We start from the raw sequence: 18963 nt of genomic DNA on the forward strand, positions 1-18963 counted from the left end.
TCACAGCACGTAGACCAACAGGTACATGAGGCCCCAGACCACACCCACCATGTGCCAGTAGAGGGTCCAAAGCCGCAAGGGAATGTGCGCAAGAGGCGTGTAGCGCCGTCTCGCCGCTCGCACCGTGAGCCAGCCGAGGGCCAGGACTCCCAGCGCCACATGCAGGGCATGAAACACGGTGAGTCCATAGAACACCGAAGCGTAGGGGCCGGCGTCCGGTGTGAGGCCCAGGTGCCACAGGGACCCCCAGACCCGGGCCTGCAAAAGGAGGAAGATCGCGCCGAGCGCGGCGGCGGCCCCCACGAGGCGCGCCACACCCTTACCTGTGGCGCGGGCCCGCGCGAGCGCTTCGTGCAGCCCGTAGCTCGAAAGCGCAAGCGCCAGGGTGGCCGTGGCGGGCAGGCCGAGCGGGAGATCCGGCATGTCGGTGGGGGGCCAGGGATGTGCCCCGGCACGCACCACCCCGTAGGCGAAGAAGAGCCCGGCGAACAGCATGGCCCACGAGGCCATGAAGATGACCATGCCCAGGAACGCCGTGCCGGCCTGGTGCTGCTGCACGCCGCGCTCGTCCGGCGCCGGCGTGGCGTCGCGCCCCCCGGAAGGCAGGGCCCATGCGCCCGGCGTGTGCTCCCCTGCGTTCACGCCACCCCTCGCGAAGACGCAGCGGCCGCCCCGGCCTCGGGGACAGTTGGCGGGCGGGGAAGAGGTTCGTTCTGAGCCACCCAGTCGCGCCCGAGCAGGGCTCTCACCTCGGGGTTGGCGAACTCGTGAGGCCCTCGCAGCACCTCGGGGACCAGGTCGAAGTTGTGGTGAGGGGGAGGTGACGAGATCGTCCACTCGAGCGTGCCGACGTTCCAGGGATTGGCCTCGGCGTTGGCGGGGGCGAAGACGTTGCGGAAGAAATTGAAGACGAAGAGCAGTTGCGAGACGCCCAGGGCGAACCCGAAGTAGCTGGTCCAGCGGTTGAGGGGGGCCAAGTGCTGGAGGAACGTGTACTGATGAGGGTCCCAGAGCCGGCGCGGTTGGCCCGCGTACCCCACCGCCAGCTGACCCACGAAGAGCAAGGTCATGAACACCGCCGACGTCCAGAAGTGGGCTTTGCCCAGCGGCTCGCTGAGCTTGCGGCCGAACATCTTTGGGAACCAGTGGTGGATCGCCGCGAAGCTCGCCAGAAAGGACGCCGCGCCCATCGTGAGGTGAAAGTGACCCACCACGAACATGGTGTCGTGCAGATAAAGATCGGTGGAAATGGTGGCCAGGTAGATACCCGTCAGTCCGCCGAGCGCGAAAACGAAGATCACGCCGAGCGTAAAGAGCATGGCGGCCGTCAGGCGCACGGAGCCTTTCCAGATCGTGTGGAGCCAATTGAGAAAGAGCAGCTCGGCCGGCGCGCTGATGATCAAGGTCAAGGTCATGAAGGCTTTGCCGAGCAGCGGGTTCATGCCGGTGGTGAACATGTGGTGCCCGTAGACCACGGCGGAGAGCACGGTGATGGCCGTCATGGCGATCACCGAACCCTTGTACCAGTAGGCTGGCTTGCGGGCGTAGAAGGACACCAGATCCGCCACCACGCCCCAGGCGGGCAGGATGAGGATGTAGACCTCGGGATGTCCGAAGATCCAAAAGAGGTGCTGGAACAAAATGGGATCACCCCCGCCCCGCACGGCGGCCGCCCCGGCGATGAAGAACTGTGTGCCGAAAACGCGATCGAGGAAGAGCAACAAGGCCGCGGCGCCGAGCACCGGCACGAAGAGCACGTTGAGGATCGAGGTGAGCCACAGACCCCACACCGTGAGGGGCATGCGCATGTAGCTCATGCCCGGGGCGCGAAAGCGAATCACGGTGGTGACGTAGTTGACGGCACCCATGATGGTGGCCGCACCCGTGACGAAGATCGCCGCCACCACCAACGTCTGCCCGAGGCCGGGCGAGCCGATACGCGTCGAAAGCGGGGGGTAGGTGGTCCAGCCCGCCGAAGCGGATCCCAGCTGCACGAAGAACGACAGCGCGATGAGCGCCATCGAGAGCACGAAGGTCCAAAAAGACGCCATGTTGAGGCGGGGAAAGGCCATGTCCCGCGCGCCGATCATGAGCGGAATCGTGAAGTTCCCCAGAGCACCGATGAGAATCGGCGTGATCGCGAAGAAGATCATGATGAGCCCGTGCATCGTGAACACGGTGTTGTAGGTGGCCGGGGTGACGACGCCGCTCGCGTCGGGGAAGAGGGTGTGCCCGACCCCCGGCACTGCACGGCCCGGGTACGCCCACTGCCAGCGGATGAGCATGGCCAAGAGGCCGCCGAAGAGCAGGAACAACAACCCCGACCACAGGAACTGCTTCGCGATCACCTTGTGATCGGTTGAAAACAGGTACCGGCGAACGAAGGATCGGGGGGCGAGGTGAATGGGCTGAAGATCCATGAAGGTTGACCTGTCTCGACCAGCTGCGGTGGTCGGGTGCGGGCGTCAGTGGTTGCGACGGTCCCAATCCCATCCCCAGTGTGCGCCCTCGTCCAGGGGGTCGTAGGCGCGGGCCGCCAGCTTGGAGGCCTCGTGTAGCCAAGCCTCGTAGGCGTCGGGGGTGAGCACCTTGAGCACGCCACGCATTTTGTAGTGGTTTACGCCGCAGTGCTGGGCGCAGGAGATCTCGAAGTCGCCCGTGTCCTTGGCCTGAAACCAAAGGCGGGTGATCGAGCCGGGCACAGCGTCTTGCTTGGTGCGGAAGTGGGGCAACGAAAAGCTGTGGATGACGTCAGTGGCAGCGAGCTGCACGATCACGGGAGCCCCCGTGGGCACGTGGAGCTCGTTGAAGGTGACGATGTCGTCGGGCGTGTTGAACTGGCCGTCGGCACCGGGGTGGCGTATGTCCCAGGCCCACTGGTGGGCGTTGACCTGGACGCGCACGGCGTTGGGGGCCGCGTTGGCTTTGTCGAAGGCCCAAAACGCGTCGTCGAGATCGGCCATGCCGGACACGAAGAGGTTGCCGTCGACCACGCCGAAGATGAGCACGGACAGCGCAAGCGCCTTGATGACTTGCTGGCGGGCGCTGCCGAGATCGTAAACGGCGCGGTGCTTGGGGCCGTGGAAGAGCGCCGACCAGAGCAGCCAAACGACGGTCACGGCAAACAAGAGCCCCACGAAGACGGTGGTGACTTCGATGAGCCAATCGGTGCGCGCCCCGTGAAGCGAGACGTTGCGGGGCAAGCCCCACCCCGCCTCGGGCTGCGGCGCCGCGGAAGCCCCGGAGCCCAGCAAGGAAAGCCCCAAGCCAAGCCCAAAGTGGGAAAGCCGATGCGGGCGGGTCGTTCCGTGGCGGGACAGGGCGGGCGACCGCTTCATCGGAGCTGCTCCGGGGAGGAAGGGTTCGCCGGCGCAGGGGAGGTGCGCTCCACCTTGCGAATCACCCGAAAGGCCACGACGGCCACGGCATAGGGCAGCGCGATCATCGCGGCGACCAAGGCGAACACCATCGGGGTGTCGGTTTGCCGGCCCGCGCACGCTGGACAGGCCCAACTCAGCTGTGGCAGCCCCAGCGCCACGAAACCGGCGGAAAAGCAGGCAAGCGCTCTCATCGCAGGAACCTCCACGAGGCTTCGGCCATCAGCACGAAGGCGTAGAGGGCCGGGAACACGAAGGGCACCAGCACGGTCAGCCTGAGCGCGCGGGCCTCATGGCCAAGATGCATGTAGGTCATCAAGACGAGGCCTGCCTTCGCCAGCGCCAACAAGACCAGGGCGGAAATCAGCAAAGCGCGGCTCACTGCGGGAACGTAGACCACGCCCACCTCCGCCACCGTCAACAGGGTCAGGAGGAGGAAAACGAGGACGTAGGCTTTGCGGGGGCCCACGCTCGTGAGTCTCGCCGTCAAGGTGCTGCCTCGATCGGTGCAGGGATGAGGTAGACGAAGGTGAAGACCAGAATCCAGACGAGGTCCACGAAGTGCCAGAAGAGCCCCGTGGTCTCGAGCGCGTCGGCGTTCGTGAGGGCGTTGCGCGTCCGCGCGGTCCGAACGAAGGACATTCCCAGGAGCAGCAGGCCCGTGGCCACGTGCAGGCCATGAAACCCCGTAATGACATAAAAGGTGGTGGCTCTGTGGGACTGACTGAAGCGCAGACCGTGAGCCAGCAACCCAGGCCCCCCGATCCCGAAATACTCGTGGTACTGACCGCACAGGAAGAGCCCGCCGCCCAACATGGTGAGGCCGAGATGGAGCAAGGTCTTGCCCCGCTTGCCCTCGCGACATGCGGCAAGCGCCATCACCATCGTGAGGCTGGAACAGATGAGGAGGAAGGTGAGGCCGGCGGTGAAGGTGAGGCCGAAGTCGGGCTCGCCGGCAGGCTGCCAGGTCACGGACGCGGCGCGGAGGATGCCGTACGTCAACAGCAAACCAGCGAAGGAAAAGCCATCTGAAAGCAGGAAAACCCACATGCCCACTTTGAGCGCGCTGGCGCGACCCACGTAAGGATCATCGGGCCACCGGCGGGGACCGTGTGAGAGGGAGCCCTGCCCATCGGGTGCGGGAGATAGCGCCTCGGCGGCTGGCATCGCGACTCGCTGAATTATCAGGTCTGCCTGCGGCTGGCAACCGAGGGGCACGCCGCGCCCGCACTTCCCGGCAACTAGGGCGGGGTGCTTTCGACCCCGGTCACTGCGCGGGGTTTGCCCGCGACCCTCTTGGGACGGCCGGGGCCCCTGCCGCGGCGCTCCTCCGGGGCGCGGTGGTGACGGCGTGTCAGGGCCCTCGGGCTGTGGTAATCAACGAGCGATGGGAGCTTCGGCCATGGCTGGTCAGTTCGGTGCGCGCCTGCAGACGAGGGTGTCGCGGCTGGTGAGCCGGCCCTCGTTCTGGCTCGTGGCGATTCTCTTCGGGCTGTCGTTGCCGGTCTTGAACCAGGTGCTGCGCCCCCCGGCGCCGCCCCTACCCGTGCTGGGGCAGCTGGGCGCCTTCTCGTTCCTGGACCAGGACGGGCGAGCCTACGGTAGCCAGGATCTGCAGGGGCAGGTTTGGGTGGGCAGCTTCATCTTCACCCGATGTCCCACGATCTGCCCGGCCATCACGAAGCAGCTCGGGCACGTTCAAAAGCGCGCCCGCAACCTGAGCCAAGCCTTTCGGATCGTGTCGTTCAGCGTGGATCCCACCCACGACAGCCCCGAGGTGCTCGCAGCCTATGCACACAAACACGGCGTGAACCCTCGCATGTGGCGGTTGCTGACCGGGCCGCTCGACGCCATCCGTTCCACCGTGGAGGGCGGGCTCAAGGTGGCGATGGGCGAGCTTCCCGAAGGCGAGCAGGACTTCGCGAGCTTGTTCCACGGGACGCAGCTCGTGCTGGTCGACGCGGAGCTGCGCATTCGGGGCTACTATGATCCTGCCGAGCCAGAGATCGTGGACCGGTTGCTCCACGACGCCACGATGTTGATCAACCGCGGCCACTGAGCGGCTTCGCACGGGACGAAGCCGCGACACGACGGGAAGAAGGGAACGGGTACGTGCAGCAAGCCACGCCAAAGCAGGACGCGGAGCCAGGGGCTTTGCATGAGGGGGGCTGGGCCTCGTTTCGGGGCAAAACGCTCGGACGTTACACCGTGGTCGAGCATCTCGACTCGGGGGGCATGGCGGAAATCTTTTTGGCTGTCAACGAGGGTGCATCGGAAGGCGCATCACCGGTTCGCAGCGGGGGTGCAGGGTTTCGGAAAGCGCTCGTGCTCAAGCTCCTTCAGTCCCGCTACCACGACAACGCCCAGGTGGTGGAGATGTTCAAGGACGAAGCGCGCATCGGCGCGCGGCTTCACCATCCGAGCATCGTGGACATCTACGATTTCGCCACGGCCGAGGGGCAGCACTTCATCGCGATGGAGCATATCGAGGGGCGGATCCTCACGCAGCTCATCCGCCGGGGGCTCGAGGTGGGGCAGCCTTTGCCGTTGGGCTTGGCCGCGTACATCTGTGCGCAGGTCGCCGAGGGTTTGGCCTACATGTACGAAGGGCGAGACCGCAGTGGCCAACCGCTGTCGGTGGTGCACCGGGACATCTCGCCGACCAATATCATCATCAGTGACCGGGGGCACACCAAGATCATCGACTTCGGGATCGCCACGGATCACGGAGACCGCAAGGAAGACCACGAGGGGACGGCCCGGCAAGTACTCGTACATGTCACCCGAGCAGGTGCAGGGACAGCGGCTCGACGGTCGTTCCGACATCTTCTCTTTGGGCATCATCCTTTACGAGATCACGCTCGGCCGGCGGCTCTACCGGGGCAAGCCCCAGGTCATCATGAAGCGCATCGTGGAGGAGCAGATCCGGCCTCCCACCTTCCTGGACCGAGACTATCCCCCGGCGCTCGAAAAGATCGTCATGAAAGCCCTCGCGAAGCGTCCCCAGGACCGCTACGCCTCGGCCGAGGCGATGGGACGCGACCTCGATGCCTTTTTGGGGTCGCTGCCCGAGCGGATCGGAGAGCGACAGGTGGCCACCTACTTGCGGGCGATCGAGGCGCCCAGCGCCGCCATCTCGGACCGAGGCCGGCGTCGCGCCGCCGCGTTCGTGGGCGAGGACGACGATTACGAAGACGAAGAGCTCGACTTCGACCGGGGCAGCGAAGGCGCGTGGCGGGTGGCAGCCGACGAGACGGCCCGGCCGGCACCTTCACCCCCACCCCCGCGGCCCGTGCCCAAGGCCGCACCGGCCGCGTCCGAAGCGGGCGGGGCCGTGCGGTCCGAGCCTCTGGCCGAGCCCGCCTCGATGGTTCCCGCGGCGGCGCGGCCGGTGGTCCGGGTTGGGGCGGCGGCTCCCAGGCCAGAACCTGTCCCTGCGGCGGGGGCACAAAAGGCAGCGACATCCTCCCGCTTCCCCGTGGTGCCAACGCTGCTCGCCCTGGCGCTGGCGGCGGCAGGTGCCGCCTGGATGTTCGCGAGGTGAGGGGATGTCGGAGGAAAAATGAGCCCTTTTCAGGCTCGACAAGCCTGGGCAGAGGCCGTAGGTCATAAGGGCGATTTGAGGAGGCGAACGTCTCACGTTCGTCCCCAAGGCGCCGATGTTTATTCGCCCGTGACTTATGGGGAGGGGTTGTGAGGGTAGGCAAAGGGACTGGCGACGGTGGGTTCGATGGGACCTTGGCCGACGACGTGCTTTCCATTCGGCCTCACTGCGTCTATAGTATCCGCCTCCGCCCTGACGAAAGCTTTGAAACCCTAGGGAAATTCCCGAGAAGGCTGGATGAAGTTTCTTTGCGAGCGCTGCGGGACCCGTTACTCGATCGCTGACGAGAAGGTCCGGCAGAAGATTTTGAAGATCCGTTGCAAGTCGTGTGACAACGTGATCACGCTGCGCGACACTGCCGTCGAAGCGGGCGAGTCCGCCCCTGCGGCCACGGCTTCCATCTCGCAGGTGGTGACGAGACCGCCCGTGGCGCCCCCGGCCCCCGTACGAACGGGTGTGCCCGCGCTACCCGCCGCACGGCTGGTTGCCGAACCGGTCGAATGGCATCTTGCGGTGGATGGGCAGCAGACGGGACCTTTTTCCCGCTCGCAGCTGGCGTCCAAAGTGGTCACCCAGAGAGCGGACGCCGAGGTGTACATCTGGAAGGACGGCCTCGATGGGTGGAAGGACCCGGAGCAGGTGCCCGAGATTGCGCGCGCCGTGCAGGCCGTGCGGTCCGGGCGCTCCCTGCCACCTCCGCCCCGACCTCCGGCGGCGCCACCTCCGCCCCGTCCCCTTTCGTCATTGGCGAAAGGCGCGGGCCCCTTGCGAAGCGTGTCAGGACGGGGGGGATCGGGCGGTCCCGCCGTGGGCGCGGCCGTCGCGAGTCTCTCCGACCACGTGGCTGGCTTCGACGAGGGTGAAGCTACGCAGGTCCAGCCCCTGTCGGCGGCGCTGGCTGCCGACCTGGCGAGAGGCGACAAGCTGCCTGAGGCCGATGCGGGGAGCGCCGACCTCGAGGATGACAGTGACAAAACCCCGGTGGCGCATCTCTCCTCCGTGTCCTCGGCGGCGGGGCTCGAAAGGGCCAACGGTCTCAATGGGCACGGTGGGCTTCACGGTGCCATGAACGGGCATCACGAGGCCGGCCGTGCCCCGGCCGAGGCTGCGGCTCACGGTCATGCCTCGCCCTTTTTCCCACCGCCGGTCGCCGCCGATGACGCCGACGATGGGGGCCCTGCGGCGCGTGCGCCCGCCCCGGACCAGTCGATGGGTGCCGAGTCGGGCCTGTCGCAGGTCATGGGGCTTGGTGGCCGCGTTTCGCGCAACCCGGCTTTGAAGTACGTCGCCTTGGCGGCCGGTGTTCTCATTCTGGGCGCGGCGGTCGCCCTTGCGTTTTCGGGTGCGGGTGGCGGCGGCGCGGCTGTCACCAAACGGTCGGGTCCCGCCCCGTCCGAGAGTGCGACGAAGCGCTCACCGGAGGAGGCAGAAAAGGCCGCCGCCGAGGAAGCCCAGAAGTGGTTCGCCGAGGGGGAAGGCCAAGGGCAGGAAGCCACCGAGGCGCACAAGGTGGCCCACATCGGCGGGGGGCCCGACCCACGCGCGGTCAAGCGTCCGGCCCCTGGCAGCAAGGCCACGGGTGGGAGCGATCCCACGGCGCCGCCTCCGTTGGCGCCTCCGCCTGCTGGCGCTCAAGAGGGAGCGCCGAACGCACCCGAAGAGCGCAAGGTCGACCTGGGCTTGAGCGAGCGTCGCGCGTTGGTGGCGAAGCGAGCTGCCGCCGCACCTCCCATCGATCAGTCGGCCATCCGCAACGTGGTCACCCGCAAGGAGAACCAGGATGCGGTCAAGCTTTGCTACAACCGCGTCCTGCGCCGCACGGGCAGCCGTACCGGTGGCCGCATCGAGGTCACCGTGACCATCGGGATCTCGGGTCGGGTCAAGGCCGTGGATCTGAAATCGCCCGCGACTCTCGACGCCGTTCACGACTGCTTGAAGACCTCCATCAACCGTTGGCGCTTCCCCGCGGGTGGCGAAGACTACGAGACCGGCTTCACGTTGGTCTTGTCGGGCAGCTGACGCTGCGGGGCCGACCGGGGCCACCGCGGCACCAGCGGCAGCCTCGCGCGGTAAACCCCCGAGGCTGCCCTCCAGCCTACTGGATGACCTGCACCCGGGTGAGGCCCCGGCCCCAGCCAATGCCGAGGGACAACGCCACGGTGGGGGCCCAGGCCGTATCCCGTTCGACAGAGTCGAAGGCGAAGCGGTCGACCAAATAAAAGGGCAAAGAGACATCGAGCTGCGTGAACATGCGGATGGAGCTGGCGCGGAGAAATTCGTAGCCGGCGGTGAGTTCACCCTGGAGGCCGCTGCCCGTGTAGTCGTCGCCCAGATCGCTCACGAGCACCGTGGCGCCCCAGCCCACGCCCGCACCGACGTAGCTCGAGCCGTTGGCGAGGGGGTTGAGGAAGTAGTGACCCATCAGCTTGATCCACGAGCCGGATACGCCGCCGTCCCCATCGCCGTTGCCCTGATCCAGGACGAAGTTCAGGAAAGAAAAATCCACCGCGATTTGGTCGAGCTCGTAGCGGTAGCCGAAGCCGAAGGCCGGCCCTGACGTGGAGCCGGTGCCGAGGCTGGCCCCGTAGCCCAGGCGCGCGTACCAGACCGAGTCGGCCTCGATACGCCGGGGCGCGACCTGGGCGGCCGTGACGTTGTGCCGGGTAACGGCCGGGCTGAGCGGCGAGACGGGGGCCCCCGTGGTCAGGCTGCGCACGAGCTGGTCATAGACGGCGGGCAGCTCTTCCAGGCGGCTTGCCTGTCCTTGGCGGTTCCCGAGCGGTCCCTGTAAAAAGACGTTCACCGACTGGCCAAGGCCTACGTGATACACGCTGTAGCTCTCGGTGCAGTTGGGGCCGAGCGGGGCGCCCAGGTTGCGAAAGGTTTGCTCGAGCATGAGCTCGGCACCCCGACGGTCAGCTTCGGCGAGCGTGTCCTTGCTGGCGTCGATCTGGACGCAGACGTCGGCCTGCACGAGGCCTGGCGCGGAGGTGAGGACCGCAGTGAGAGCGAAGAGGAGTGGGCGGCGGGGGGCGGGGCGTGGGCCACGAACGGAAGCGGGCGTGAGGGACTGCATGGCGGTCGCTATAGCAAGCCGAGGGCCAGAGACAGGCAGGCCCGGACGGCCTCCCGCCATCGTCGGGGCTCGGGCGCGGCCCGGCTCCGTTTCCGCATGATTCAGCGGGAAATGCGCAGGTCGGATGCACAGGGGTTCGGGGTGACCCGCGACCTTCGGCGGGGCGTGGGTGTTCACATCCTGACATTCACGTCAGGGTTCGGACGCCGGGCACGGTCCCTCACCGAGCGGAACGGCCGGCCTTGCTACACTCGAGCCCCATGCCCAGCACCCGCCACCCCTACGCCGACTTCCTGGCCGACGTGGCCAAGCCCACGCGCTACATCGGAGGCGAGTACCACGCGGTGGTGAAGGACCCGGGTACGGTCAAGGCCCGCGTCTGCCTGGCCTTTCCCGACGTCTACGACATCGGCATGTCTCACCTGGGCACGAAGATCCTGTACAGCGTGCTCAACAAACACCCCGACATCGCCTGCGAGCGGGTGTTCGCGCCCTGGGTCGATCTCGAAGCCGAGCTGCGCACGCGCGGGCTGCCGCTCGTCACGTTGGAGTCCACGGAGCCCCTCGCGCGCTTCGACGTCATCGGGTTTTCCCTGCAGTACGAGCTGACCTATACCAACGTGCTCAACATCCTGGATCTTTCGGGGTTGCCGTTGCGGTCGTCCGACCGGGGGGACGAGGCCCCCCTGGTGATCGCGGGCGGCCCCACGGCCACGCACCCTGAACCGCTGGCCCCCTTCATCGATGCGTTTTTCATCGGTGAGGCCGAGGAGAAGCTGCCCGGGCTCTGTTTGGCGTTCGCCGAGCTGCGCGCGGCGGGCGTGCCGCGCCGGGAGCGGTTGGTGCGCTTGGCGGCCGCGTACCCGCTCTATGTGCCCGAGCTTTACACGACGGTGGTCGAACCCGAGGTGGGCTTCGTGGTGGTGGGGCCGCCCGTGGAGGACCGGGTGCCTGCGCGCCCGCGCCGCGTGTGGGTGGACGACATCAACCGCTTTCCTTTTCCCGACGACAGCCCGCTGCCTTACGCCGAGGCCATCTTCGATCGCATGGCCGTGGAGATCGCGCGGGGGTGCACCGAAGGCTGTCGCTTTTGCCAGGCGGGCATGATCTATCGACCCGTGCGCGAGCGCGATCCCGTGCAGGTGCTCGACGCGCTCGTCGAGGGCGTGCGCAAAGGGGGCTATGACGAGACGTCGCTCACGTGCCTGTCGACGGCTGACTATTCGTGTGTGACGCCGCTCGTGAAGGCGGCCATGGCGAAGCTGCGCGACGAGAAGGTGACGCTGTCGGTGTCGTCGCTGCGGGCCTATGGCCTCAACGACGATCTCTTGGGTGAAATGGCCACGATGAAGGCGCAGGGGCTCACGTTTGCGCCCGAGGCCGGTACTCAGCGCATGCGCGACGTGATCACGAAGAACGTGACCGAAGACGACATTACGACCTCTGCCCACCGCGTGTTCGCGCGCGGGTATCAGCGCATGAAGCTTTACTTCATGATCGGCCTGCCCACCGAGCAGGACGAGGACGTGCAGGGCATCATCGAAACCGCGGCGCGGGTGCGGGAGGTGGGCCGCCAGTATCTGCGCGCGGCGCAGGTGACGGCTTCGGTCAGCACGCACGTGCCGAAGCCTCACACCCCGTTTCAGTGGGTGGCCATGGACACCGAGATCGAAACGGCGCGCAAGCAGGCCCTGCTTGCCGAGACGGCCAAGCGCTTGAAGGTGGACCTCAAGGTGCACGAGAATCACCAGTCTCACCTCGAGGGCATCTTCTCGCGCGGCGATCGCCGCGTGGCCGAGGTCCTCGAGGCCGCCTTTCGGTTGGGCTGTCGCTTCGATGGGTGGGAAGACCAGCTACGGCTCGAGCTATGGGACCAGGCGATCGAGGCCTGTATGCAGCGGGATCCGTCGTTGGACGTGGGGCGCTATCTCGGCACCATTCCGGTCACGGCGCGCCTGCCCTGGGATCACATCGACATCGCGTTGGCCCCGGACTTTCTGCTCAAAGAGTACCGAAAAGCCCTCAAGGATCGCCTCTCGCCCCCCTGTGGCAAGCCGTTCGCGCAGCTGCTTCACCACACGAACGTGGCCGCGGCCGAGGGTGGACTCACGAAGGACAAGCTGGTCTGTTACCACTGTGGCGTGGCCTGTGATTTGGGCCAGATGAAGGAGGAGAGACTCTATTTCCTGAGGCGGATGAACGCCTGGACGCCGCCCGCGCTGGCCTCGGCATCGGCGCCTGTGCAAGAGCCGTCGTCTCTCGAGAGCCTGACCCCCGTGAAGAAGGCGTCGCAGCCACCGACCCGTTTTGCGCAGTCACTCACGCAGCACCGCTACCGGGTGCGCTACACGAAGACCGGGAGACTCGTGTATCTGTCGCACCTCGACCTGGTCAGGCACCTGCCTCGCACGTTCCGCAGAGCGGGGCTCGATCTGTTTTACACGGCGGGCTTTCGTCCGCGTCCCGAGATCTCCTTCGGCCCGGCGTTGGGCCTGGGTGTGCCGTCGCTCGGTGAGGTGCTCGACGTGAGCCTCACCGAGCCGGTGCCGCCCCAGGTGGTGAAGCAGCGCTTGGGGCAGGTGAGTCTCGAAGGGGTGACCGTGACGGACGTGGTGGCGCTTTCGGCCTCCGATCGCGGTCTTGGCAAGGTGATCCGGAGGGCGTCTTACGCGTGCGTGGTGCCCACGGCGGCGTGGGTGGACGAGGTCGTGGCGCGCTTTGCGCAGGAGGGCGAGCTTGCCTGTGTGCGCGAAGGCAAACACGGGGTGGGCCGCCGGGTCGACGTGCGGCAGACCTTGCGCGGGGTGAGAGCCGCCGAGGCGGGGACGCGGCAGACGCTGGCCCAGATCCTGGACGGTGACGTGCCCGCGGCGTTCACCTTCGTGGTGGAGACGCGGGCCGAGGGGCACGCGCGGCCGAGCGAGGTGGCCGCGGCCTTGCTGGGCGCCGAGCGCGCGGCGGGGCTCACGCTCGTGCGTTTGGCGCTCATGGGGGAAGGCGCCGCGGGGCAGGACGTGGACGTGCTCGACCTCGCGGCGTTGACCGCGGCGGGGGGCACCGAGCCCGAAGCCGCGGCCCCGGCAGAGGCCGTGATAGAACCCCCCTTGGCGTGATCGAAACCCTCTGCCTGACCAAACGCTACGGCGACAAGATCGCGCTCGACGAGCTCTCGTTGGAGGTCCGCGCGGGGGAGGTCATGGGGTTTTTGGGCCCGAATGGCTCGGGCAAGACCACCACGATCCGCTTGCTCATGGGCCTTCTGCGGCCCACGAGCGGTCAGGCGCGGATCTTGGGCCAGGATTGTCACGCCGATGCGGTGGCGCTCAAGCGGCACGTGGGTTATTTGCCGGATGAGCCGTTCCTTTACCCTTACCTCACCGGGCTCGAGTTTCTCGAGATGGTGGCAGGGCTGCACGGATTTTCGGGCCTCCGCGCGCGCCAAGCGGCGCGTGACTTTGGGGAACGCTTCGTGGGCGCCGAGGTGGGACAGTTGTGTTTGACGTTCTCGCACGGCACGAAAAAACGCGTGGCCTTGGCTGCCGCGCTGATGCACGACCCACGCGTGCTGATCCTCGACGAGCCCACCAATGGTCTCGACCCGGTGGCCGCACGCCAGATGAAGGATCTCGTGGCGTCGTTGGCCCGTGACGGCAAAACGATTTTTTTGTCCACGCACCTCTTGGAGACCGCCGAACGTCTCTGTCACCGCGTGGCGATCATCCGGGCGGGGCGGCTCGTGGTGGTGGACGAGCCGGCCGCGCTCCGGCGGCTGCATGGCGCCGCAGGTGAGACGTCGCTCGAGGACGTGTTCTTGGCGCTGACCGCGCGGACATGAGGAGGGCGGAGGCGGTGTCCCCTTGGCGTGTGGCGGCGCTGCTGGTGCGCTTTCGGTTCCGCCATGGTCTGCACGCGTTTCGCCGGGGCGGGGCCTCGGGCAGCCGCTGGGTGAGCGTGCTCGCGCTCGGACTGCCCCTCGCCTACGTGGGACTTTTCGTCTCGGCCTTCCAGGTCGTGGCGGCACGGGCACCGTTTGCCGTGCAGGCTGCCACGCTGGCGCTCATGGCAGGCGGCCTGGTGCTCGCTAGCTTCGCCGCGAAGGTCACCGGGGGGGACGCAATCCTGGCGGGCACACCGGAAAACGAGTTCTTCTTGTCCCGGCCCGTCGGCTTGCCGACCCTGGTCGTGGCGCGCGCGCTCGCCTCGGCCGTGCTCGACGTCTTTGGGTCCTTGTTCCTGGTGCCCTGGCTTGCGGCGGTGGCCCTGGTCTGGCGTTTGGGCGCGCCAGGGATCCTCGTCGCGGTGGCGCTGTCGTGGGCGATGCAGGTCACGCTCGGGGCCCTGGGGCAGGCCCTGGCGCTCTACGTGGTGGGGGCTTTGCCCCGGGGCAAAAGGCGGCTCGTGCAGACCGCGCTCGGCTTGTTCTCGGCAAGTGCGGTGGCGGCGCTCTGGCTCGTGGCCTCGTTCGTTCTGCGCCAGCCCGAACGCTTCGTCAGCCTCGTCACGCCGTGGGCAGGGTTCGTCAATGCAGGTCCGCTGGGGTGGCTGGTCCTCCCGCTCACCTCCCTGGGGCAAGGCCAGGGCGTGCGTGCGTGCGTGGGGCTCGCGGGCCTTGTGGTTTTCGCCGCCGCCGCAGTGGCCGCCGCGGCTGGCCTTGCGGGCCGGGCCAGCCGCCGGGGGTGGGAGGATGCGGGCCTGCCTGTCTCGCATCCCCTGGCGCGCGACGTGTCCCGGCGCGGTCGCCCGCTGGGCGTGGCCGGCAAGGAGTTGCGTTCGCTCGTTCGCGATCGGACCCGGCTCGTGGCGCTCTTGGCCATGCCCGTGCTGTTCGTGGGGGTTCAGGTGTTCGGTGCGGCGGGAGCCGAGGTCTTTGCCGGCGACCCGAACCGGGTGGCGCTCCTTTCGTACTCGCTGGCTGCGTATCTGGCCACGCTGGGGCCGCTGGCGCACATGCAGGGCGAGCGCCGGGCGTTTTGGATCCTGCGCAGCGTACCGGTTCCCTTGTGGCGCCTCATGGCCGCCAAAGGGGTCGCCTGGAGCCTGTGGGTGGTGGGCGTGGGGGCCCTTTCTTTTTGGGCGACCTGGGCCTTGGCGCCGGTGGCCTCGATCTCGGTGGGTGGGCTCTGCTGGCTCTTTTTGCGTGTGGTCGTGGGCTGCGTGTTGGTGACGATGTTGGCCGTGGGCGTGGGGTGCAACGTCGCGGATCTGTCGCTGGAGGGCAAAAGCGCGCTTTCCCCGGGCGCTGTGTACGTCTTCTTCTTCGTGGCGGGGCTCTTCAACCTGGCCCTGCTGCGCGAAGGTGAAGTGGCGTGGCGTACCCTGGGCCTTTACGTTGCGGCGGTGGCACTCGTGTTCTCGACGGGACTCTCGCGCGCGGCTTTGGCGATGGATCCCGAGCGCACGCGGGTGATCACGCCTGGAGACGGCGCTCTCGCGGCGATTTTGCTCTTCGCCGGAACGCAGCTCGTGACCTTTGCCCCCGTGGGCACCACCCGTGAGCTGCAGCTGGTTCAGGCCGGGTGGGCGGCGCTGCTGGCGCTCGGCATGGGCGCTCATGCCTTCGGGATCTGGAGACAGCGCGGGGCTGTCCGGGGGGAGGCGCCCGGCCTTGTCTCCCGGCTTTTGCGTGGGGCAGGCGCTTTCCTTGTGGGCACGGGGCTGCTTGCCGTTGCCCGGCGCGGTCTTGCCCCGGCTGCGCCCTCGGCTTTGGTCTTCGTGCTGGCCGAAGAGCTTGCCTTCCGGGCGCTGCTGCAGCGGGGTGTGCAAGAGGCCTTCGGGGCGCGCCCAGGGCGCGTCTTTGGTGCGGTCTTCGTGTCGGGCGTCGTGGGCAGCCTCGCGGCCGCCGCGCCTCTTTCGCCCTTCGGGATGGCTGTGCACTTCGTGGCGGCGGGCGTGTACGCCGCCTCGGGAAGTGTCTGGCCCGCGGTGCTCGTGCGGATGACGCTCGTCTTTCAGTGACCCGTGCGTTCGGGGCCAGACCCAGGAGCGGCGTGGTGACCGCCGGAGCCGGACTGTATCCGCCGACCGAAGAGGTGTAAGGTACGGGCCCGCGGGCGTTTTTTACGCCCCATGTTCTTGAAAGGAGCCTTGGAGATGAACATCCCCTTCGTGTCGATTTGCCCTGTACGTCAGATGTCCTTCCGTGTGGTGTCGCGCTTTGCGCTGGGATGGGTGCTGCTGGGGGGCGCGGGGCTCGCGGTTGGTTGCGGTGGGCCTTCGAAGTACTTCGTCACGGGAGCGGGCTCTGCCGCCAGCGCGGACGCGAACATCGAGGTGGAGCGGCTCGAAGGCGGCAACAAAATGGTGCGCCTCGACATCCAGAACTTGCCGCCGCCCGAGCGCGTGGCAGAGGACGCTTCGGTTTATGTCGTGTGGTTCACGGCTGAGGATCAGGCTCCGCTCAAGGCGGGCACACTCTCGTTCGATAGCGACGAACGCACGGGCCGTCTGCAGGCCACGAGCGCTTTTGACGAGTTCGTCGTGCTGGTGACGGCCGAGGAATCCACGGGCGCAGGAAGCCCCTCGAGCCACGTGGTGATTCGCCAGTCGGTGGAGTAACGCGCCGGCGTGGGGCGGTGGCCTGTGAGGCTACCGTGGGCCGCACCCGGGTGACGGGTGCGGCTTTCCTCGAAACATTCATCGAGACGAAGGGCTTCAAGGGCTCGATAGTCCAATGGACCAGGGGCGGCTTCGTACCTGCACGGACACCGGTCCCGAGACGGCGGGCGATGAACCTGTGGCGGGCGTGGCGTACCAAGTCTTGGCTTTCGTACCCTGGCTGGCCCTCCACGTGGAAAATTCAGGAAAGGCCCTCGAGATGGGCACCGCTTCAAGCGGAAAGCGGAAGTCCCAGGGAACGATCATCGCGAAGGGGTGCCCCGCGTCGTCCATGAACGCGGAGACACCCGTCTCGGTGGGGAGCCCGGAAGGCCGGACGTGGAACGCGTTGCGGCCTGCCAAGTGAACGTCGTAGGTCTCGGTACCGTGCTTGATGAGAATGAAGGGGTCGTAAGGCGGAAGGCCCAGGACGGAGCGTGCCACGGGTGACGAGAAGGTCACCTTCACCCGTGCCGAGGCCGGCGCCACCTCGAAGGTGGGGGTCTCCGTGTTCGTATAGGGCGAATCAGGCGCTGCGAGGTCCGTTTTCGTGCTGGCAAATACCTGAGGCAATGTGAGCCAGGTACCTGAAGGTTCGCTGGTGATGAGGGACGACAGCTGCGCCACGTCGACGGCTGGGTGGCTGCCGTCAGATCGGAAACGTTCTACCGTCACCGTGCCCTGAAGTGCGGGATTTTCAAGTGGTACACGAAACCCGAAGCTGTGGTCGAGGCCCGCTCCCCGAGCGATGAGGTGAAACGTTGCCACCACGTCGCGGATCGTACCCTCAGCCGATAGGGCCTCCTCGAAGGAGTACTGAACGACGACGTCGTTGTAGTCCATGTCACCCACGAGAGGGTAGTTGTCCTCAAACACCAGTGTCTGAACGCCTGTCGTGGGCGTGACTTGCACGAAGGCCCGCAGCGGGTCATTGGGGAAGTGATCCTGGAGCCCTTCAACGCCGTCTCCGTCAGGATCGTTGACGTTGGCTACGTAGTTTATCACCTGGGTCTCCGCGATCGCCTCGAGAGGATTGGCGTCCACGATGAAAACGAGATCGTTGAAGTCGTTGTCGGCGCCGCTGGTTCTCCGAAGGTCCTCGAAGCCGACGAGGTAGACGGGTGCATCTCCCACGCCCGTCAGCTTGAGCATGGCGACGTGCCGGGCCAAGTCGGGGCGTCCGGCGGCGACCTCGGGGTTGATGCCATCGACGGTCGTATATGTGCCCTGCCCAGCGGCATTCGTCGCAGGCAACTCGCTGGGGGTGGGAGGGGTGGCTGACCAGCCCCGCACGCTGGACCCGTTCCACCCGTTGGCAACGAGAAAAAATCCGACGTTGTCACCGGGGGCGAAGACCTTGATCTGGCCGTTGCTCGTGCGAAGTGTCATCGCGTCTCCGGTGACCAGGTCCCCACCTCCCCAGCCGAGGTTGGGGTCGGCAAAGGAGGCATTCGGGAAGATGAGTCCGCGTTCACGGATGCGGATGGCGGAGCCCGTTTCGTCATACGTGAACCATCCCAAGGAATTGCGGTAACCAGCCCCCTCGTGAACGAAGGTGACCCTGATGGTTGCGGGCGCCGTCACCTTTGCGTTCGGGCTGTAGGCCGTAGAGAGGAAAGACTGCCCCACGGCGCTGCTTTCGGGAAGTATGCGACCTATCGCACTCGTCACGTTTGCGGGGACCGCCTGGTACTCTCCGCTCGGACTGACGGCGGCTGCAGACCACGACGCCAGCGCGAGCGGAATGATCAAGGCCAAAGATCGACGAGTCATCAGCGGACCTCCGTGGACGTGAACTCCGCCACCAGCGCTTCGAGAGCGGCGCCCTCGACCGAGACCCAGCTGGAAGGTGCGAAGGGGCCGTACGCTGCGCGGCGGCGCTCCTCGTCGTAGGGGCCGAGAAAGCCAGCGCGATGGAGAACTACCTCATACGTGCGAGGCGCGTCCGCGCTCGTCGCAAAGCGTCCCCTCGCGTCCCCAACGTCATTGGTTACGCCTTGCCACAGCAGCGCTCCGGGCTGATTGGGTTCCGAGCGCTGCTCCCTGACGAAGACGGAAACGCCCTTCAGCTTGACGCCCTGGGAGACGACGCTCACGTTGACCTCCTGGTCTTCGACCAGCTGCCAACTGGCGCTCGATGGGCCGGCGTCACCGGCGTCGGTGCCCGCATCCACGAGCCCGTCTGGCTCACCCTCTACTTCTGGCCTCGCGCAGGCCGCGTAGGCGAGCATCATGATCACCCCGATCGACATGTGCCTGTTCATGCCGAACCACTTGAGCAAAGGCTGGGCCAGGGACCTGTGTGCTTGGGA

Annotated in this window: 16 protein-coding genes; 7 read left to right on the forward strand and 9 right to left on the reverse strand. The window is 67.0% G+C overall.

What is annotated here, in order from left to right; genetic code table 11:
- From KA712_15445 to KA712_15470, 6 genes are read right to left on the reverse strand one after another with little or no spacing between them, the layout of a single operon-like run.
- Complete coding sequence (locus KA712_15445; GenBank protein ID MCG5054358.1) at positions 1 to 642, reverse strand: cytochrome c oxidase subunit 3; 642 nt, start codon at positions 640 to 642, stop codon at positions 1 to 3.
- Positions 639 to 2420 (reverse strand): cbb3-type cytochrome c oxidase subunit I, encoded by a 1782-nt coding sequence (locus KA712_15450; GenBank protein MCG5054359.1) that lies wholly within the window; start codon positions 2418 to 2420, stop codon positions 639 to 641. Before KA712_15450 ends, KA712_15445 begins: the two co-directional genes overlap by 4 nt.
- A gap of 45 nt (positions 2421 to 2465) precedes the next feature.
- On the reverse strand, positions 2466 to 3338 hold the full coding sequence (locus KA712_15455) for a cytochrome C oxidase subunit II (protein MCG5054360.1): 873 nt from the start codon (positions 3336 to 3338) through the stop codon (positions 2466 to 2468).
- The gene (locus tag KA712_15460) at positions 3335 to 3571 is read right to left on the reverse strand and encodes a hypothetical protein (protein MCG5054361.1); all 237 of its coding nucleotides are present in this window, start codon (positions 3569 to 3571) and stop codon (positions 3335 to 3337) included. The genes KA712_15455 and KA712_15460 overlap by 4 nt, the downstream gene beginning before the upstream one ends.
- A complete protein-coding gene (locus KA712_15465) occupies positions 3568 to 3867 on the reverse strand; it encodes a cytochrome C oxidase subunit IV family protein (GenBank protein MCG5054362.1) in 300 nt (99 codons plus the stop codon). The genes KA712_15460 and KA712_15465 overlap by 4 nt, the downstream gene beginning before the upstream one ends.
- Positions 3864 to 4544, reverse strand: coding sequence for a cytochrome c oxidase subunit 3 (locus KA712_15470; GenBank protein ID MCG5054363.1), 681 nt, complete (start codon positions 4542 to 4544; stop codon positions 3864 to 3866). Before KA712_15470 ends, KA712_15465 begins: the two co-directional genes overlap by 4 nt.
- 220 nt (positions 4545 to 4764) lie before the next feature.
- On the opposite strand from KA712_15470, the gene KA712_15475 reads away from it, so the two are divergent.
- From KA712_15475 to KA712_15485, 3 genes are all read left to right on the forward strand, one after another.
- Positions 4765 to 5436: an SCO family protein gene (locus KA712_15475; GenBank protein ID MCG5054364.1), complete on the forward strand. Its 672-nt coding sequence runs from the start codon at positions 4765 to 4767 to the stop codon at positions 5434 to 5436.
- Positions 5437 to 5489: 53 nt separating this feature from the next.
- A complete protein-coding gene (locus KA712_15480; GenBank protein ID MCG5054365.1) occupies positions 5490 to 6989 on the forward strand; it encodes a serine/threonine protein kinase in 1500 nt (499 codons plus the stop codon).
- A 229-nt stretch (positions 6990 to 7218) separates the two neighbouring features.
- The gene (locus tag KA712_15485; GenBank protein MCG5054366.1) at positions 7219 to 9000 is read left to right on the forward strand and encodes a zinc-ribbon domain-containing protein; all 1782 of its coding nucleotides are present in this window, start codon (positions 7219 to 7221) and stop codon (positions 8998 to 9000) included.
- Positions 9001 to 9076: 76 nt separating this feature from the next.
- Here the strand turns inward: KA712_15485 and KA712_15490 are convergent, their stop codons facing one another.
- Entirely contained in the window at positions 9077 to 10057 is a 981-nt protein-coding gene (locus tag KA712_15490; protein MCG5054367.1) for a porin family protein, read from the reverse strand.
- 260 nt (positions 10058 to 10317) lie between these two features.
- Between KA712_15490 and KA712_15495 the strand changes: the two genes are divergently transcribed.
- From KA712_15495 to KA712_15510, 4 genes are all read left to right on the forward strand, one after another.
- Entirely contained in the window at positions 10318 to 13170 is a 2853-nt protein-coding gene (locus KA712_15495) for a TIGR03960 family B12-binding radical SAM protein (protein MCG5054368.1), read from the forward strand.
- Positions 13167 to 13892 (forward strand): ABC transporter ATP-binding protein, encoded by a 726-nt coding sequence (locus tag KA712_15500; GenBank protein MCG5054369.1) that lies wholly within the window; start codon positions 13167 to 13169, stop codon positions 13890 to 13892. The genes KA712_15495 and KA712_15500 overlap by 4 nt, the downstream gene beginning before the upstream one ends.
- Before the next feature lie 14 nt (positions 13893 to 13906).
- The gene (locus KA712_15505; protein MCG5054370.1) at positions 13907 to 16012 is read left to right on the forward strand and encodes a hypothetical protein; all 2106 of its coding nucleotides are present in this window, start codon (positions 13907 to 13909) and stop codon (positions 16010 to 16012) included.
- 111 nt (positions 16013 to 16123) lie between these two features.
- Complete coding sequence (locus KA712_15510; protein ID MCG5054371.1) at positions 16124 to 16612, forward strand: hypothetical protein; 489 nt, start codon at positions 16124 to 16126, stop codon at positions 16610 to 16612.
- A gap of 96 nt (positions 16613 to 16708) precedes the next feature.
- Here KA712_15510 and KA712_15515 read toward each other — a convergent pair whose 3' ends face one another.
- Both KA712_15515 and KA712_15520 read right to left on the reverse strand, forming a co-directional pair.
- On the reverse strand, positions 16709 to 18424 hold the full coding sequence (locus KA712_15515; GenBank protein ID MCG5054372.1) for an LruC domain-containing protein: 1716 nt from the start codon (positions 18422 to 18424) through the stop codon (positions 16709 to 16711).
- The gene (locus KA712_15520) at positions 18424 to 18903 is read right to left on the reverse strand and encodes a hypothetical protein (protein MCG5054373.1); all 480 of its coding nucleotides are present in this window, start codon (positions 18901 to 18903) and stop codon (positions 18424 to 18426) included. The genes KA712_15515 and KA712_15520 overlap by 1 nt, the downstream gene beginning before the upstream one ends.
- Between the last annotated feature and the right edge of the window lie 60 nt (positions 18904 to 18963).

Source organism: Myxococcales bacterium (assembly GCA_022184915.1).
Taxonomy (GTDB): Bacteria; Myxococcota_A; Polyangia; order Fen-1088; family Fen-1088; genus JAGTJU01.

Coding starts and splice junctions, on each gene's coding strand:
- KA712_15510 (MCG5054371.1), top strand. CDS start 16,124: ATGTTCTTGAAAGGAGCCTTGGAGATGAACATCCCCTTCGTGTCGATT.
- KA712_15520 (MCG5054373.1), bottom strand. CDS start 18,903: ATGTCGATCGGGGTGATCATGATGCTCGCCTACGCGGCCTGCGCGAGG.
- KA712_15485 (MCG5054366.1), top strand. CDS start 7,219: ATGAAGTTTCTTTGCGAGCGCTGCGGGACCCGTTACTCGATCGCTGAC.
- KA712_15450 (MCG5054359.1), bottom strand. CDS start 2,420: ATGGATCTTCAGCCCATTCACCTCGCCCCCCGATCCTTCGTTCGCCGG.
- KA712_15515 (MCG5054372.1), bottom strand. CDS start 18,424: ATGACTCGTCGATCTTTGGCCTTGATCATTCCGCTCGCGCTGGCGTCG.
- KA712_15495 (MCG5054368.1), top strand. CDS start 10,318: ATGCCCAGCACCCGCCACCCCTACGCCGACTTCCTGGCCGACGTGGCC.
- KA712_15475 (MCG5054364.1), top strand. CDS start 4,765: ATGGGAGCTTCGGCCATGGCTGGTCAGTTCGGTGCGCGCCTGCAGACG.
- KA712_15455 (MCG5054360.1), bottom strand. CDS start 3,338: ATGAAGCGGTCGCCCGCCCTGTCCCGCCACGGAACGACCCGCCCGCAT.
- KA712_15470 (MCG5054363.1), bottom strand. CDS start 4,544: ATGCCAGCCGCCGAGGCGCTATCTCCCGCACCCGATGGGCAGGGCTCC.
- KA712_15460 (MCG5054361.1), bottom strand. CDS start 3,571: ATGAGAGCGCTTGCCTGCTTTTCCGCCGGTTTCGTGGCGCTGGGGCTG.
- KA712_15490 (MCG5054367.1), bottom strand. CDS start 10,057: ATGCAGTCCCTCACGCCCGCTTCCGTTCGTGGCCCACGCCCCGCCCCC.